The organism is Variovorax fucosicus (genome assembly GCF_030316825.1).
In the GTDB taxonomy this organism is placed as follows: Bacteria; Pseudomonadota; Gammaproteobacteria; order Burkholderiales; family Burkholderiaceae_C; genus Variovorax; species Variovorax fucosicus.
This window is the reverse complement of sequence record NZ_JASZYU010000004.1, coordinates 444651-460360: the sequence shown is the minus strand read 5'-3', so window position 1 is coordinate 460360 and position 15710 is coordinate 444651. Positions and strand designations below refer to the sequence as shown.

Sequence of the window (15710 nt, the reverse complement as noted above, 5' to 3'; positions counted from 1 at the left end):
TATCGATCGGGGGAATCCCCGATCGGGTTCTGAACCGTCGGGGAAGGGCCCGGCGCCGGCCGTCCGAAGCATGAGAAACTGCGCCGGTTTTTCCCCGGGGCGTTCTTCTTGATGAGCGATGTGCTGATTTCCCTTTCTTCGTTCGGCGCCGCCGAAGTCGGCCGCCATGGCCAGCTCTTTTTTGCGCAGCTTGCGTGCGCGGCGGGGGCCGACTCGGTCGAGGTGCGCGGCGAACTGCTGCGCGACCCGGCCAGCGAACTGCCGGCACTGGCCGGGCTCGCCAGCGTCTACTCCAGCCCGGAGCGGCTCTGGGCCGAGGGCGGCTGGCTCGACAGCGCGGCCCTGTACCGCGGCATCGCGGCCGCCACCACGCTCGGCGCGCGCCGCCTCAAGATGTCGCTGGGCGACTTTCGCGCCTCGTCGCACGGCTCGCTCTGGGGCCTGAAGGTGCAGCTGGCCGAAACGCGCGTCGAACTCGTGATCGAGAACGACCAGACCGCGGCGGCCGGCAGCGTGCCGGCGCTGCAGAATTTTTTCGACGTGGCCGATCGCGCCGGCGTCGAGCTCGGCATGACCTTCGACATGGGCAACTGGCACTGGCTCGGCGAATGCCCGCTCCAGGCGGCGAAGGCTTTTGGTTCGCGCGTGCGCTACGTGCATGCCAAGGGCGTGCAGCGGCTGCCCGCCAAGTGGGTCGCGGTGCCGCTCGCCGATTCGCTGGCGCCCTGGCGTTCGATCCTGCGTGCGCTGCCGGCCGAAGTGCCGTGCGCTATCGAGTACCCGCTCACCGGGGATGACCTGCTGGCAGTCACCAGCAACGAAGTGGCGCAGTTGCGCGCCCTGAGGGCAGCATGATGAGTGCACCTTTCGCTTTCGACGTGGCGCTGTTCGGCGAAGCCATGCTGCTGCTGGTGGCCGACCGGCCGGGCCCGCTCGAAGAGGCCACCGGCTTCCACAAACGCACGGCCGGTGCCGAGACCAACGTGGCGATCGGTCTTTCGCGGCTGGGCCTCAAGGTCGGCTGGGCCAGCCGGCTCGGCACCGATTCGATGGGGCGCTCGCTGATCGCCAGCATGAAGGCCGAGGGCATCGATTGCTCGCACGTGATCTCAGACCCGGCACAACGCACCGGCTTCATGCTCAAGGGCCGCGTGACCGACGGCAGCGACCCGCCGGTCGAGTACCACCGCAAGGGCTCGGCCGCGAGCCAGATGGGGCCGGCCGATGTCGACGAAGCCTGGTTGTGCTCGGCGCGACACCTGCATGCCACCGGCGTGTTCGCGGCGATCTCCGACACCAGCCTGCAGACTGCGCTCAAGTGCATGGACGTGGTGCGCGCGGCCGGCCGCACGATTTCGTTCGACCCCAACCTGCGGCCCACGCTCTGGTCGTCGACCGACACGATGCGCCACTGGCTCAATGAACTCGCGGCGCGCGCCGACTGGGTGTTGCCCGGCATCGAAGAGGGCCTGCTGCTCACCGGCGAAAGCACACCCGAAGGTATCGCACGTTTCTACCGTGGGCGCGGCGCAAAGCTGGTGGTGGTGAAGCTCGGCGCGGCCGGCGCGTACTACGACAGCGACACGGCCGGAACGGGCCGTGTCGAAGGTTTTCCGGTGGCGCAGGTGATCGACACGGTCGGCGCCGGCGACGGCTTCGCGGCCGGTGTGGTGAGCGCCTTGCTCGAAGGCCGCAGCGTGCAAGACGCCGTGCGCCGCGGTGCCTGGATCGGCGCACGCGCGGTGCAGGTGCTCGGCGATACCGAAGGGCTGCCGACGCGGGCGCAGCTCGAACAGGCGAAGCTCTGAGCCGCCGCGGCTAGCTGCCTGATCGAGCGACTTCGGGGATTCGATCCGGCGCCGCGTCGACTGCTGCTGCCGGTGCAACTGGTGATACGCGGATCGCCGCAGGCGCCTGCTGCAAGGCGCGTGCACCATCGGCCGCGCGGATCCAGTCGGCCGCGCGCTCCGCGATCATGATCGTCGGCGCGTTGGTGTTGCCGCCGATCAGCGTGGGCATCACCGAGGCATCCACCACGCGCAGGCCCTCGATGCCGTGCACGCGCAATTGCGGGTCGACCACGGCCATCGCGTCGGTGCCCATCCTGCAGGTGCCGACCGGGTGGTAGATCGTGTCGGCGCGCGAGCGGATGTGCCGGATCAGGTCTTCGTCGCTTTCCACGCCCTCGGTGTAGAGCTCGCGCCGCCGGTATCTGGCAAGGGCGGGTGCGCGCATGATTTCGCGCGCACGGCGAACGCCCTTCAGCAGCAGCGCCACGTCGTCGGGGTGCGACAGAAAGCGCGGATCGATGCGTGGCGCCGACGCGGCGTTCGCGTCGTGCAGGCCAACCTCGCCGCGACCCTTGGGCCGCAACACGCATACATGGCACGAGAAGCCGTAGCCCGGATGCAGCTTGCGCGCGTGGTCGTCGACGATCGAGATCACGAAGTGCAACTGCAGATCGGGCCGTGCGAGGTCGGGGGACGACTTGATGAAGCCTCCGCCCTCGGCGAACGGCGTCGCGATCATGCCGCTGCCGGTCTTGCGCCACTCGGCGATCGCCTTGACCAGATTCACCGTGCCGGCCAGGCCGATGCCGAACAGGTCTGTCTCGCCGGATTTGTACGAGAGGACGAAGTCGGTGTGATCCTGCAGGTTCTGGCCCACGCCGGGCAGCACATGCTGCACCGCGATGCCATGGCGCACCAGCTCGCCGGGGTCGCCGATGCCGGACAGCATCAGCAGTTGTGGCGAATTGAAGGCACCACCGCACAAGGCCACTTCGCGCCGCGCGCCGATGCGCTCGACCACCCCTGCGCGCATCACCTCGACACCGACGGCGCGGCGGCCTTCGAGCAGCACGCGCTGCGCCTGCGTGTCGGACATGACATGCAGGTTGGGGCGCTGGTTCATCACGGGGTGCAGGTAGGCCGCGGCGGCGGAGCAGCGCTCGCCGTTCTTGGGCCCGCCGTGGAACTGCGTGACCTGGTAGAGGCCGATGCCTTCCTGTTCGGGCCCGTTGAAATCATCGTTGCGCGCGAGGCCGCATTCGATGCCGGCCTGGATGAAGGCCTCGGTGATCGGCCGCGGCGATTGCTGCTCGGCCACTTGCAGCGGGCCGCTCCCGCCATGCAGCGCGCTTTCGCCACGCTGGTTGCCTTCGGCACGCTTGAAGCTGGGCAACACGTCGTCGAACGACCAGCCCTCGCAGCCGAGGCGGCCCCAGTCGTCGTAGTCGGTGCGATGGCCGCGCACATAGAGCATTGCGTTGATCGCGCTGGAGCCGCCGAGACAGCGGCCGCGCGGCTGGTAGCCGCGCCGGCCGTTCAGGCCGGGCTGCGGCACCGTCTGGAATGCGAAGTTGTTGATCTTCGGGCGGCCCGGCAGCATGAGCACCACGGCGGCCGGCGCCCGAACCAGAATGCCACGGCCATCGCCGCCAGCCTCGATCAGGCAGACCTGGACGGAGGGGTCTTCACTGAGGCGCGACGCCAGCGTGGCACCGCCCGAACCACCGCCCACGATGACGTAGTCGAAGTCCATTTCCTTGTCTCCTCACCGGCGTGACCGGTGGGACGACTGTAGGAACAGCAGCGCCGCACGGCGCAGAGTGTTTTCCCGCGCACGCGAAGGTGCAAAACCCGGGCTGCTTCAGGCGATTTCTGCGATCAGCTCGATCTCGACGCAGGCGCCCATCGGGATCTGCGCCACGCCGAACGCGCTGCGCGCGTGCGCGCCTTTTTCGCTGCCGAAGACTTCCGCCATGAGTTCGCTCGCACCATTGGTCACGAGGTGCTGCTCGGTGAAGGTGCCGACCGAGTTCACGAGGCTCATGAGCTTGACGATGCGCTTGACCTTGTTGAGATCGCCGACGGCCGCGTGCAGCGTGCCGAGCAGGTCGACCGCGACCGCGCGCGCAGCCGCCTTGCCGTCTTCGGTCGTCAGCGTGGCGCCGAGCTGGCCGACCCATGGCTTGCCATCTTTTTTCGCGATATGGCCGGAGAGGAACACCAGCTTGCCGGTCTGCACGAACGGCAAGTAGGCGGCAGCAGGAACGGAAACGGGCGGCAGGGTGATGCCGAGTTGGGACAGCTTGTCGTAGACGCTCATGGGAAAGATGCTCCGGAATCAGGAAGAGGTCTGGGATTGTGACTGGGACTGGGATGGCGACGGGCCTTGCGCCGCGATCCGCGCTGCTTCCTCGCGCAGTTCTTCCAGCGGCCGTACCGTCACGCCAACCTTGAGCGTGTGGCGCGCGCCGCCGTGCAGCACACCGCGCATCGGTGACACGTCGGAGTAGTCGCGGCCGATCGCCAGCGCGACGTAGTCCTCGCCAGGCTGGCGGCCATTGGTCGGATCGAAGTCTGCCCAGTCGCCGGGCCCGTCGAGCCCGGGCAGGTAGACAGACACCCAGGCATGCGAGGCATCGGCGCCGACCAGGCGCGGCTGGCCCGGTGGCGGCTGCGTCAACAGGTAGCCGCTCACGTAGCGCGCGGGCAGCCCCATGGTGCGGAAGCAGGCGATCATGATGTGGGCGAAGTCCTGGCACACGCCGCGCCGCTGCGCCAGCGCGTCAACGGCAGGCGTGTTGACCTCGGTGCTGTCGGCGTCGTACTGGAATTCGCGGTAGATGCGCAGGCACAAGTCCATCGCCACGTCGAACAGGGGCTCGCCGGCCGCGAAGCTGGGGCGCGCATAGGCCGCGAAGTCGTCATGCCGCGGCACGTAGGGCGAGGGATAGACAAACTCCGAGGCGGCGTCGTAGCGCGTGCCCTTGCGGTAGCGGAAGCGTTCGCGCACCTGCTCCCAGGGCAGTGCGCGTTCCGCATTCGGCCCCAGCTGGGGTTGGGAGGTCTCGACCACGCTTTCGGCCGTGACCACGAGTTCCTCGTGCGTCGTATCGAGCGCAAAAAAGGCACGCGCATTGCCGTAGACATCGGGCGACTCGCTGCGCTGCACGGGCTCGGGCGTGATGACCAGCTGGTGGCTCACCAGCCGCTGCGATGCAGTCGCCAGCGGTTTCAGGTGCGCAAGGTGCTGTGCCGTCTCGACCGGCGGCACGTAGTCGTAGCGGGTTTCGTGGGTGACGTGCAGCAACATGAGCTGGACTTTACTCGCCCGCAGGCAACAGTCAGGCGCCCACCGACCGCAGCGACTCCGAGGTCAGGGTGAAGTAGCGCGTGCCGATCGCATCGGACACGTGGTAGGCGGCGGTTTCGCAGCTTTCGAACAGGTGCACGAGCGCCGGGTAGTCGGCCTTGGCGCCGGCGTCGCAGAGTTTCTCGAGCGTCCAGTTGGCCGGATCCGGCAGTTCGTACGAGAGCGCGGTGAGCTTGCCCGGTGCGCTGCCGGCCAGCCGCGCGATGCGGCCGCGCAGCGTCTGCGTGACCCAGGCGAGCGAACGCGGGTTGTCGCCGTCGAGTACCAGCAGGTCGACCATGGTCGCGACATCGCGGCGCTGCTGGTAGCGCGCATGGAAGGTGATGGTGCTGTCGAACAGCGCGATCATGGCCTCGAAGCCGCTGACTTCGTGCACCGCACCGTCTTCGAAACCGGCGGCCAGCGCGCTCGACAGAAAAGCCAGCCGTTCGATGTGCCGGCCGATCGAGAGCAGGCGCCAGGCATCGTCGCGCGTCATGCGGTCGGTCTGGGCACCGGTCATGGCCGCCAGTGCGGCGCTGGCCGCTTCGAGCGAGCGCAGTGCGGCACCGGTGGCATAGCTGCCTTCGCTGACTTCACCGGCCTGCTCGGCGGCGCGCCGCAGGAACTCGGCTTCGGCGCGCACGATCTGGCTCCAATGGTCTTGCGACAGGCGTTCGCGCACGGCGGCAGCGGTTTCGCGGATACAGCGCAGGCTGAAGCCTACGCTGCCGCCCTTGTCGGCGTCGCCCAGCTCGGCGATCAATGCACGCTCGAAAACGCGGCGCGACTTCGGCGCACTCGGCACCTCTTGCGGCACCAGCGCATTGCGCAACGCCAGCCGGTGCAGCCAGGCCAGCAACGGGCGCGAAGACTGGTCTTCGCCGCTCAGCAGATCGAGCGTGAGGCGCGAAAGCCGCACTGCGTTTTCGGCGCGCTCGGTGTAGCGGCCCAGCCAGAACATGTTTTCGGCCGCCCGGCTGGTCACCGGTGCGCGGTGCCTTGCCAGCGAAGCCGGCGTCGCGTGGGGCTGCAGCAGGGTGGTGCGGTCGACCTCGCCGCGTGTCTGCACCCACACGTCGGCACTGCTGCCTCCGCGCTGCATCGAGGCGATCTGCGCGTTGGTGCCGGCCAGCCGCGCCAGCCCGCCCGGCAACACCCGCCACGACTGCGCGCCGTCGCTCACCGCGAACACGCGCAGCATCATGGCGCGCGGCGCAATGTGGCCGGCGCCGAAGTCCTGAGCCCAGGTCGGCATCTGCGACAGCGGCAGGTAGCTCTGCACCGTGTGGGCATCGCCCTGGCGCACGATGCGCCCGGCCCATTCGTCGAGCTCGCGCCGCCCCAGCTGGCTGCCGAGCACCGCGTCGAAGCTGGTGTGCGAAGCGGAGCCAGGGTAGGTGGGCTTGATGGCGCAGTCGCCCAGCTGCGGCAGCACGGCTTCCATGGCAGCGCGCTCGCCGCACCACCAGGTCGGCAGCGCCGGCAGCCGCAGCTTTTCGCCGATCAGTCGGCGCGCCAGCGCTGGCAGGAAGCCGAGCAGCGCAGGCGATTCGAGAAACGCCGAGCCCGGCATGTTCGCCACCAGCAGGTTGCCGGCGCGGATGGCCTGCAGCAGGCCGGGCACGCCGAGCGTGGAGTCGGGGCGCAGCTCGAGCGGGTCGAGGTACTGGTCGTCGAGCCGCTTGATGAGGCCGTGCACCGGGCGCAGGCCCTGCAGGGTCTTGAGGTAGAGCCGCTGGTCGCGCACCGTGAGGTCGTTGCCCTCGACCAGCGTGATGCCGAGGTAGCGCGCCAGGTAGGCGTGCTCGAAATAGGTTTCGTTGTACGGGCCGGGCGTCAGCAGGGCGATGTGCGGCGGCGCGCCGGCCGGGCACATGGCCTGCAGCCCGTCCATCATCGCGTTGTAGGTGGCGGCCAGGCGCTGCACATGCAGTGCCTCGAACGCTTGCGGAAACTGGCGCGAGATGGCGAGCCGGTTCTCCAGCAGGTAGCCCAGGCCCGAAGGTGCCTGGGTGCGCTGCGACACCACCCACCAGTTGCCATCGGGTCCGCGTGCGAGGTCGAAGGCGGTGATGTGCAGCCAGGTGTCGCCGGGCGGCTTCACGCCATGCATGGCGCGCAGGTAGCCCGGATGGCCGCGCACCAGCGCGGCCGGCAGCAGGCCTTCGGCCAGCAGCTGCTGCGGGCCGTAGACGTCGGCCATCACGCGGTCGAGCACGCGCACGCGTTGCAGCACGCCGGCCTCGATCTGGGCCCAGCTTTCGGGCGAGACGATCAGCGGAAACAGATCGATCGACCAGGGCCGCTGCGGGCCGTCGCCATCGGCATAGACGTTGTAGGTGACGCCGTTGTCGCGGATCTGGCGCGCAAGGCTGACAGCGCGGCGCGGCAGATCGTCGAAGCCGCCGGAGCCGATCTCCTCGAAGAAATGCGTCCAGGCCGGAGCCAGTGGCGATTTGGCGCCGGGCTCCGCCGTCGGGTCGACCGGGGCTGCGGGCGGTCGAGGTTCGCCGGCCGCGTCGTACAACAGGGCGCCCGGCGGCGTGAGCGTACCGGGGCGGGGTGCCGCGAGCGGCGTTGCCACGCCGCGCAACTCGTCGAAATGGCCCGCCTGGGCGGGCGGCGCAAGCGCGGACGCCAAAACCGCAGGGGCTTCGAGCGAGCTATTGCCGAACAGGGATTCGTTCAAGGGTTCCACAGCCTGCTGATTGTCACATCGTCGTCACGGTGCCGTGGCTGGCGCGATGCGATAAACAGCGGACATGGCACTTTTTTTGCCCTCGGTGTGACCGAGTTGCCACGCGGCGAGGCGAAGTGAAAAGCCGTTGGGCTCACACTTCAGCGACGCAGATCCAGCGTGAATGGAAACTCGCGGCTGCCCGGCAGCTCGATCGTCGCGGGCGGTGTCTTGAGCAGGCCGGGCGTGTGGCCCATGCGCGCAAAGCGCGAATGGCGACGGCTTTCGGCCTCGTAGGCATTGACCGGGAAGGTGTCGTAGTTGCGACCACCCGGATGCGCCACGAAGTACTGGCAGCCGCCGAGCGAACGCTTCATCCAGGTGTCGACGATGTCGAAGGTCAGCGGTGCGTGGGCGCCGATGCTCGGATGCAGCGCCGAGGGCGGGTTCCAGGCCTTGTAGCGCACGCCGGCCACGAACTCGCCCACCACGCCCGTAGGCTGCAGCGGCAGTACCTTGCCATTGACGGTGACCACGTAGCGGCTCTCGTTGAGGCCGGTCACGCGCACCTCGATGCGCTCCAGCGACGAGTCCACGTAGCGCACCGTGCCGCCGGCCGCACCTTCCTCGCCCATCACGTGCCACGGCTCGAGCGCGTTGCGCAGCGAGAGTTCGACCCCCATCGCCTGCACCTGGCCGAGCAGCGGGAAGCGGAACTCGAAATGCGGCGCGAACCAGTCCGGATCGAACGCAAAGCCGGCCTGCCGCATCTCGCTGATGACGTCGTCGAAGTCCATCTTCACGAAGGTCGGCAGCAGGAAGCGGTCGTGCAGCTCGGTGCCCCAGCGCGTGACGGGCGCCTTGTAGGGCTCGTCCCAGAAGCGGGCCACTAGCGCACGAATCAGCAACTGCTGCGCAATGCTCATGCGCGCATGGGGCGGCATCTCGAATGCGCGCAGTTCCAGCAGGCCGAGGCGGCCGGTGCTGGAATCGGGCGAGTAGAGCTTGTCGATGCAGAACTCGCTGCGGTGCGTGTTGCCCGAGACGTCGATCAGGATGTTGCGCAGCGTGCGGTCGACCAGCCAGGCCGGCATGTTCTGGCCATAGATCTCGCGGTTGCGCGCGATTTCCTTGAGCGCGATCTCCAGCTCGTAGACCTGGTCGTTGCGCGCTTCGTCCACGCGCGGTGCCTGGCTGGTCGGGCCGATGAACATGCCCGAGAACAGGTACGACAGCGAGGGATGGTTGTGCCAGTAGAGCAGCAGGCTGGCCAGCAGTTCGGGCCGGCGCAGGAACGGGCTGTCGACCGGCGTGGCGCCGCCCATCACGAAGTGGTTGCCGCCGCCGGTGCCGGTGTGGCGGCCGTCGGTCATGAACTTCTCGGCCGACAGGCGCGTCTCGAATGCGGCGTTGTAGAGGAACTCGGTATGGTCGACCAGTTCCTTCCAGTTGTGGGCCGGATGGATGTTGACCTCGATCACGCCCGGATCGGGCGTCACGGCCAGCATCTTCAGACGCGGGTCGCGCGGCGGCGGGTAGCCTTCCATCACGATCTTCACGCCGAGCTGCGCCGCGGTGGCTTCCACTGCGGCGACCAGGTCGAGGTAGTCTTCGAGGCGCTTGAGCGGCGGCATGAACACATAGAGCACACCCGAGGCACTGCCGAGCTTTTCTGCGGCCGGGCCGTTGGCCCGGCGCGGGTCGCGCACTTCGACGCAGAGCGCGGTGCGGGTAACCCAGTGCGCCGACTCGCCGCGCAGCGGCTGGCGCGTGACGGGGTGCTTGTTGGTGTCGACCGCGGCCGGGCCGCCAGCGCCCTGCATGCGCAGCTGGCTGGCCAGCACCGGCGGCGTGCCGAAGGCGTACGGCACTTCGCCGAGGTCGCCGGTCGAGCCGTTGGCGCCGCCCGTGCCATCGCCGAGCGCGCTGCCGGCCGGTGCTGTTGCCATCCCGGTGTAGCGGGCCCGATAGACGGCCGCGCTCGGCAGGACGTCGCGCGGCGCGCTCGGGTCGCGGTCGATCAGGTAGGGGTAGTCGCTCTTGTTGGCCCAGGGCTGCGAATCGAGCGGCAGGCGATAGCCCATCGGCGAATCGCCCGGGATCAGGAACAGGCGGTCGTCGCGCAGGAACCAGGGGCCGGTTTTCCAGCCGGGGCCTTCGAGCGCGGGCGCGTCGTTCTCGGCGCTGGCCGGCTCGATCGGCAGCATGTAGCCGATCACCGCATCGAGCTTCTGCGTGAACACGCGGCGCAGGCGCACGCGTTCGAGCTCGTCGTCGAGATTGGATTCGAACGGGTCGACGTTGACCGGCAGGCGGCGTTCGCGCCAGAGGTAGTAGTAGACGTCTTCGTAGCCGGCCTGGATGTAGCGCTCGGTCAGGCCGAGCTTGTGGGCCAGCACGGTGGTGAAGCGGCGTGCGTCTTCGCTCGTGTAGTGCGTGGGATGGCGCTCGTCGGCGAACAGCTCGGGGTCGTGCCACAGCCTTTGCCCGTCGGCGCGCCAGAAGATCGAGAGCGCCCAACGCGGCAATTGCTCGCCGGGATACCACTTGCCCTGGCCGAAATGCAGGAAGCCGCCGTCGCCGTATTCGGCGCGCAGCTTCTGCACGAGTTCGGTGGCGTAGCCGCGCTTCGTGGGGCCGAGCGCATCGGTGTTCCATTCGGCCGCATCGCGGTCACTGGTGGCCACATAGGTCGGCTCGCCGCCCATCGTGAGGCGCACGTCGCCGGCCTTGAGGCGCTTGTCGACTGCTTCGCCGAGGGCCAGCACCTCGGCCCACTGCTCTTCGGTGTAGGGCTTGGTGACGCGCGGCGATTCGTAGATGCGCGACACCTTCATTTCGTGGGCGAACTCGACCTCGGCATCGTCCACCACGCCTTCGATCGGCGCGGCGCTCGAGGGTGTCGGCGTGCAGGCGAGCGGGATGTGGCCTTCGCCGGCCAGCAGGCCGGAAGTGGCGTCGAGGCCGATCCATCCGGCGCCCGGCAGGAACACTTCGCACCAGGCATGCAGGTCGGTGAAGTCGACCGTGGTGCCGCTCGGGCCGTCGAGCGCCTTCACGTCGGGCGTGAGCTGGATCAGGTAGCCCGAGACGAAGCGCGCTGCCAGGCCGCAATGGCGCAGCAGCTGCACCAGCAGCCAGCCCGAGTCGCGGCAGGAGCCGCTGCCGCTGGTGAGCGTCTCTTCCGGCGTCTGCACGCCCGGCTCCATGCGGATCAGGTAGTTGACGTCTTTCTGCACCTGCTGGTTGATGCCCACCAGGAAGTCGATGGTGCGTTGCGCCTTGCGATCGACCTTGTCGATGTAGGCCTGCAACAGCGGGGTCGGCGTCTCGGTGACCAGGTAGGGCGCGAGTTCGTCGGCCTGCGATTCGGTGTACTTGAAGGGGAAGTTCTCGGCCTGCGGCTCGAGGAAGAAGTCGAACGGGTTGTAGACCGCCATCTCGACCACGAGGTCGACCGTGACCTTGAATTCGGTGGTCTTTTCGGGAAACACCAGCCGCGCCTGGTAGTTGGCGAACGGGTCCTGCATCCAGTTGACGAAATGGCCGGTCGGCTCGACCTGCAGCGAATACGAGATGACGTTGCTGCGGCAGTGCGGCGCGGGACGCAGGCGGACGACTTGCGGGCCCAGCTGCACGGGGCGGTCGTACTTGTAGTGGGTGACGTGATGGAGCGCGGCGTGAATGGACATGTTTTTGAGGTGTCGTGAAAGGGCGCGGTGACACACGCATACTAGCCCACCGGTCAAGCAATTAACGCGCCACACGGCGCGTCAACGGGGAGGATGGGCATCGTGCGAGGGAGACTCCGATCGTGAGCGTCGGCCATGACAGCGGCATTGCCCTGCGCCGGGGCTGGGCCTTTGCGGCGATGGCCGGGTCGGTGCTGGGCGCGGGCCTGCAACTGCAGCAGCCGGCGCTCTGGCCGGTCGCCGCCTATGCCTGCGCAGGGGCTGTGTCGCTGTTGGGTCTGTGGCTGCTTGGGCAGAAGCGCCAGCGCGTCGGCCGCGCGAGCTGGCCGTTGGCGCTGATGCTGGGTGCGCTGATGGGCTTCGCGCTGGCGGGCGCGCGTGCGGCGGTCTATGCGGAGGGTGGGCTCGACCCGGTGCTGGAAGGGCGCGACTTGCAGGTGCTCGGTGTGGTCGCCCAGATGCCGCAACGCGGTGAGGGTGCGCTGCGCTTCCGGCTCGAAGTCGAGTCGGCCCGCTGGGCCGGCCAGCCACAGGATGCCGAACCTCGCGAGCTGCGGCGCTGGCCCGCCACGATTTCACTGGGCTGGTACGCGGAAAACACCGGGCTCTGGGGGCGCCCTGCGCCGTCCGCGACGCAACTCGACAATCCGCCTGAAACGCCGCGCCCGCCGGCCGCACTGCACGCCGGCGAGCGCTGGCGCATGACCGTGCGGCTCAAGGCGCCGCACGGCAATCTCAATCCGCACGGCTTCGATCAGGAGCTGTGGCTGTGGGAGCAGGGCGTTCAGGCCACCGGCTATGTGCGCACCGGTGCGCGCGACGTGGCGCCCGAGCGCATCGGTGGCACATGGCAACACCCGGTCGAGCGGGCCCGCGAAGCGGTGCGGGACGCGGTGTTCGCGCGCGTCGCCGACCGTCGCCTTGCGGGCGTGATCGCCGCGCTGGTGACGGGCGACCAGAGCGCGATCGATCGGGCCGATTGGGACATCTTCCGGGCCACCGGCGTGGCGCATCTGATGAGCATCTCGGGGCTCCACATCACGATGTTCGCCTGGCTTGCGGCGGCGTTCGTGGGTGCGCTCTGGCGACGCAGTGCACGCTGCATGCTGTGGTGGCCGGCGCCACATGCGGCGCTGGTGGGAGGGGTGCTGCTGGCCACGCTCTACGCGGTTTTCAGCGGCTGGGGCGTGCCGTCGCAGCGCACCGTATGCATGCTGGCTACCGTCGCACTGCTTCGGTTGACCGGGCGGCGCTGGCCCGCGCCCAACCTCTGGCTCGCCGCCTGCGCCGTGGTGGTGGCACTCGACCCCTGGGCCCTGATGCAAGCCGGCTTCTGGCTCAGCTTCATTGCGGTCGGCGTGCTGTTTGCTACAGATTCAGGAGCGCCCCGCGAAGGCAGGACAGGTGCTGCAGCTCGATTGCTTCACATGTTCCGGGAGCAATGGGTGGTCACGCTGGCGCTGGCGCCGCTCGGGCTCCTGCTGTTCCAGCAGGTCTCGCTGGTCGGGCTCGTGGCCAACGCAGTGGCGATTCCGTGGGTGACGCTGGTGGTGACGCCGCTGGCCATGCTCGGCGTGCTCGTGCCGCCGCTGTGGAATGCGGCGGCCTGGGCCGTGCAGGCGCTGGCGCTGCTGCTTCAATGGCTCGCGGGCTGGCCTTTCGCCACCGTGTCGACCGGTGCGCCGCCAGGCTGGCTGGCCCTGTGTGGTGTCGCGGGTGGCGTGTTGCTTGCGATGCGGCTGCCGCCTTCGGTGCGCGCGCTCGGGTTGCCGCTGTTGCTGCCGGTGCTGCTCTGGCAGCCCGCGCGGCCGTCCGCCGGCGAGTTCGGGTTGCTGGCCGCCGATATCGGGCAGGGCAACGCGGTGCTGGTGCGCACCGCGGGCCACAGCCTGCTCTACGACACCGGCCCGCGCTACAGCCTCGAAAGCGATGCCGGCCACCGCGTGCTGGTGCCGTTGCTGAGGGCGCTCGACGAGCGGCTCGATACGCTGGTGCTGAGCCACCGCGATGTCGACCACACCGGCGGCGCCGCCGCGGTGCTGGCCATGCAGCCGCAGGCCCGGTTGCGCAGTTCGATCGAGCCCTCCCATCCGTTGCAGGCGCTGCGGCCTTCGCAGCGCTGCGAGGCCGGCCAGCAGTGGGACTGGGACGGCGTGCATTTCGAGTTCCTGCATCCCTTGCCGGCCGACTACGAAACGGCCGGCAAACCCAATGCGGTCTCGTGCGTGCTTCGCATCTCCAACGGCCATGCGGTCGCGCTGCTGGCCGGCGACATCGAGCGCGACCAGGAAAGTGCGCTGCTCCGGCGCGAGGCTTCGCTCGCCGCGCACCTGTTGCTGGTGCCGCACCACGGCAGCAAGACCTCGTCGACCGCAGCGCTGCTCGATGCGGCCAGGCCGCGCATCGCCGTCGTACAGGCCGGCTATCGCAACCGGTTCGGCCACCCGGCCGACGAGGTCATGCAGCGATACCGGGAGCGCGGCATCGCGGTGGTCGATTCGGCGCACTGCGGTGCCATGTGGTGGCACAGTAGGGCGCCGGACGCGTGGCGATGCGAGCGTTCGACGGCACAGCGCTATTGGCATCACCGGGTGCCGTGAGCGCGAATTCAGGGCGGGCAGGGGCGGGGATTGGCCTCGAACTTGCTAAGCTATGGCGAAGGAGATTGGTCGTTCTATGCATAAATTCGATGAGATGTATGAGAAGCTGCCCTACGCAGGCGCGGCGATCCGGAGCCACTACCAGCGCTACGACCAATGGCTCGCGAAGCAACCCGGTGAGGTGATGCGTTCGCGGCGCGAAGAGGCGGAAATGATCTTTCGCCGGGTCGGCATCACCTTCGCGGTGTATGGCGCCAAGGACGAGGACGGCTCGGGCACCGAGCGCCTGATCCCGTTCGACCTGCTGCCGCGAATCATTCCCGCGCACGAGTGGGCCGAGATGGAAAAAGGCCTGGTGCAGCGCGTGAATGCGCTCAACCGCTTCATCTACGACGTCTATCACGACCAGGACATCGTCAAGGCCGGCATCATTCCGGCCGAGCAGATCAACAACAACGCGCAGTTCCGACCCGAGATGATCGGCGTGAGCGTGCCGAACAACGTCTACTCCAGCATCGCCGGCATCGACATCATCCGCGCCCCGGACAGCGACGGCAACGGTGAGTACTACGTGCTCGAAGACAACCTGCGGGTGCCGAGCGGCGTGAGCTACATGCTCGAGAACCGCAAGATGATGATGCGGTTGTTCCCCGACCTGTTCAACCAGAACCGGGTCGCGCCGGTCGCGCACTACCCCGACCTGCTGCTCGAAACGCTGCGTGCCATCGCGCCGCCGGCCACAGCCGAGCCGACCGTGGTCGTGCTCACGCCCGGCATGTACAACAGCGCCTACTTCGAGCACGCCTTCCTTGCGCAGCAGATGGGCGTGGAGCTGGTCGAAGGACAGGACTTGTTCGTCAAGGACGACTTCGTCTACATGCGCACCACGCGCGGCCCGAAGCGCGTCGACGTCATCTACCGCCGCGTGGACGACGACTTCCTCGACCCCGAGGTGTTCCGCCCGACCTCGACACTCGGTTGCGCCGGCCTGATGCGTGCCTACCGCGCCGGCAATGTCGCGATCTCGAACGCGGTCGGCACCGGCGTGGCCGACGACAAGTCGATCTACCCCTACGTGCCGAAGATGATCGAGTTCTACCTCGGCGAGAAGCCGATCCTGAAGAACGTGCCGACCTACATGTGCCGCAACAAGGACGAACTCGACTACGTCGTTGCCAACATGAAGGATCTGGTCGTCAAGGAGGTGCACGGTGCCGGCGGCTACGGCATGCTGATCGGCCCGGCCTCGACCCAGGCCGAGATCGAAGATTTCAAGAAGGCCGTGCTGGCCAAGCCCGACGGCTACATCGCGCAGCCGACGCTGAGCCTCTCGACTTCGCCGACCTTCGTCGATGCCGGCATCGCGCCGCGCCACATCGACCTGCGGCCCTTCGTGCTGTCCGGCAAGGAAGTGCAGATGGTGCCGGGCGGCCTCACGCGCGTGGCGCTGAAGGAAGGCTCGCTGATCGTCAACTCGTCGCAGGGCGGCGGCACCAAGGACACCTGGGTGCTCGAAGCCGACCGGCGCTCGGCGATGAAGCCGGTCGCAGCCACGTCGTCGCAGTCGCAAATCCAATCGGCATAACAACAGGGAGCCAC

9 protein-coding genes are annotated in these 15710 nt (G+C 68.4%); 4 read left to right on the top strand and 5 right to left on the bottom strand.

The window, feature by feature from the left end; all coding sequences use genetic code 11:
* Nucleotides 1–108 precede the first annotated feature (108 nt).
* Together QTI05_RS24405 and QTI05_RS24400 are read left to right on the top strand one after the other, a co-directional pair.
* Complete coding sequence (locus QTI05_RS24405) at nucleotides 109–855, top strand: sugar phosphate isomerase/epimerase family protein (RefSeq protein WP_286620934.1); 747 nt, start codon at nucleotides 109–111, stop codon at nucleotides 853–855.
* Complete coding sequence (locus QTI05_RS24400; RefSeq protein ID WP_286620932.1) at nucleotides 855–1808, top strand: sugar kinase; 954 nt, start codon at nucleotides 855–857, stop codon at nucleotides 1806–1808. Before QTI05_RS24405 ends, QTI05_RS24400 begins: the two co-directional genes overlap by 1 nt.
* 10 nt (nucleotides 1809–1818) lie before the next feature.
* On the opposite strand, the gene QTI05_RS24395 is transcribed toward QTI05_RS24400, so the two are convergent.
* From QTI05_RS24395 to QTI05_RS24375, 5 genes are all read right to left on the bottom strand, one after another.
* Complete coding sequence (locus QTI05_RS24395; protein WP_286620931.1) at nucleotides 1819–3543, bottom strand: GMC family oxidoreductase; 1725 nt, start codon at nucleotides 3541–3543, stop codon at nucleotides 1819–1821.
* Between the two features lie 108 nt (nucleotides 3544–3651).
* Nucleotides 3652–4110, bottom strand: a complete 459-nt coding sequence (locus tag QTI05_RS24390) for a RidA family protein (protein ID WP_286620930.1) — start codon at nucleotides 4108–4110, stop codon at nucleotides 3652–3654.
* Between the two features lie 18 nt (nucleotides 4111–4128).
* A complete protein-coding gene (locus QTI05_RS24385; RefSeq protein ID WP_286620927.1) occupies nucleotides 4129–5100 on the bottom strand; it encodes a transglutaminase family protein in 972 nt (323 codons plus the stop codon).
* A 31-nt stretch (nucleotides 5101–5131) separates the two neighbouring features.
* On the bottom strand, nucleotides 5132–7831 hold the full coding sequence (locus tag QTI05_RS24380) for a circularly permuted type 2 ATP-grasp protein (protein WP_444812960.1): 2700 nt from the start codon (nucleotides 7829–7831) through the stop codon (nucleotides 5132–5134).
* Nucleotides 7832–7980: 149 nt separating this feature from the next.
* Entirely contained in the window at nucleotides 7981–11511 is a 3531-nt protein-coding gene (locus QTI05_RS24375) for a transglutaminase family protein (RefSeq protein WP_286620925.1), read from the bottom strand.
* A gap of 179 nt (nucleotides 11512–11690) precedes the next feature.
* On the opposite strand from QTI05_RS24375, the gene QTI05_RS24370 reads away from it, so the two are divergent.
* A complete protein-coding gene (locus QTI05_RS24370; protein ID WP_286621136.1) occupies nucleotides 11691–14111 on the top strand; it encodes a DNA internalization-related competence protein ComEC/Rec2 in 2421 nt (806 codons plus the stop codon).
* A 76-nt stretch (nucleotides 14112–14187) separates the two neighbouring features.
* Nucleotides 14188–15696 carry a circularly permuted type 2 ATP-grasp protein gene (locus tag QTI05_RS24365; protein ID WP_286620923.1) on the top strand — a complete coding sequence of 503 codons (1509 nt, stop codon included), beginning with the start codon at nucleotides 14188–14190 and terminating at the stop codon, nucleotides 15694–15696.
* Nucleotides 15697–15710 lie beyond the last annotated feature (14 nt).

Excerpts from the sequence above, each read along its gene's own strand:
- QTI05_RS24390 (WP_286620930.1), bottom strand. The coding sequence starts at position 4,110 with ATGAGCGTCTACGACAAGCTGTCCCAACTCGGCATCACCCTGCCGCCC.
- QTI05_RS24385 (WP_286620927.1), bottom strand. The coding sequence starts at position 5,100 with ATGTTGCTGCACGTCACCCACGAAACCCGCTACGACTACGTGCCGCCG.
- QTI05_RS24375 (WP_286620925.1), bottom strand. The coding sequence starts at position 11,511 with ATGTCCATTCACGCCGCGCTCCATCACGTCACCCACTACAAGTACGAC.
- QTI05_RS24400 (WP_286620932.1), top strand. The coding sequence starts at position 855 with ATGAGTGCACCTTTCGCTTTCGACGTGGCGCTGTTCGGCGAAGCCATG.
- QTI05_RS24370 (WP_286621136.1), top strand. The coding sequence starts at position 11,691 with ATGGCCGGGTCGGTGCTGGGCGCGGGCCTGCAACTGCAGCAGCCGGCG.
- QTI05_RS24395 (WP_286620931.1), bottom strand. The coding sequence starts at position 3,543 with ATGGACTTCGACTACGTCATCGTGGGCGGTGGTTCGGGCGGTGCCACG.
- QTI05_RS24365 (WP_286620923.1), top strand. The coding sequence starts at position 14,188 with ATGCATAAATTCGATGAGATGTATGAGAAGCTGCCCTACGCAGGCGCG.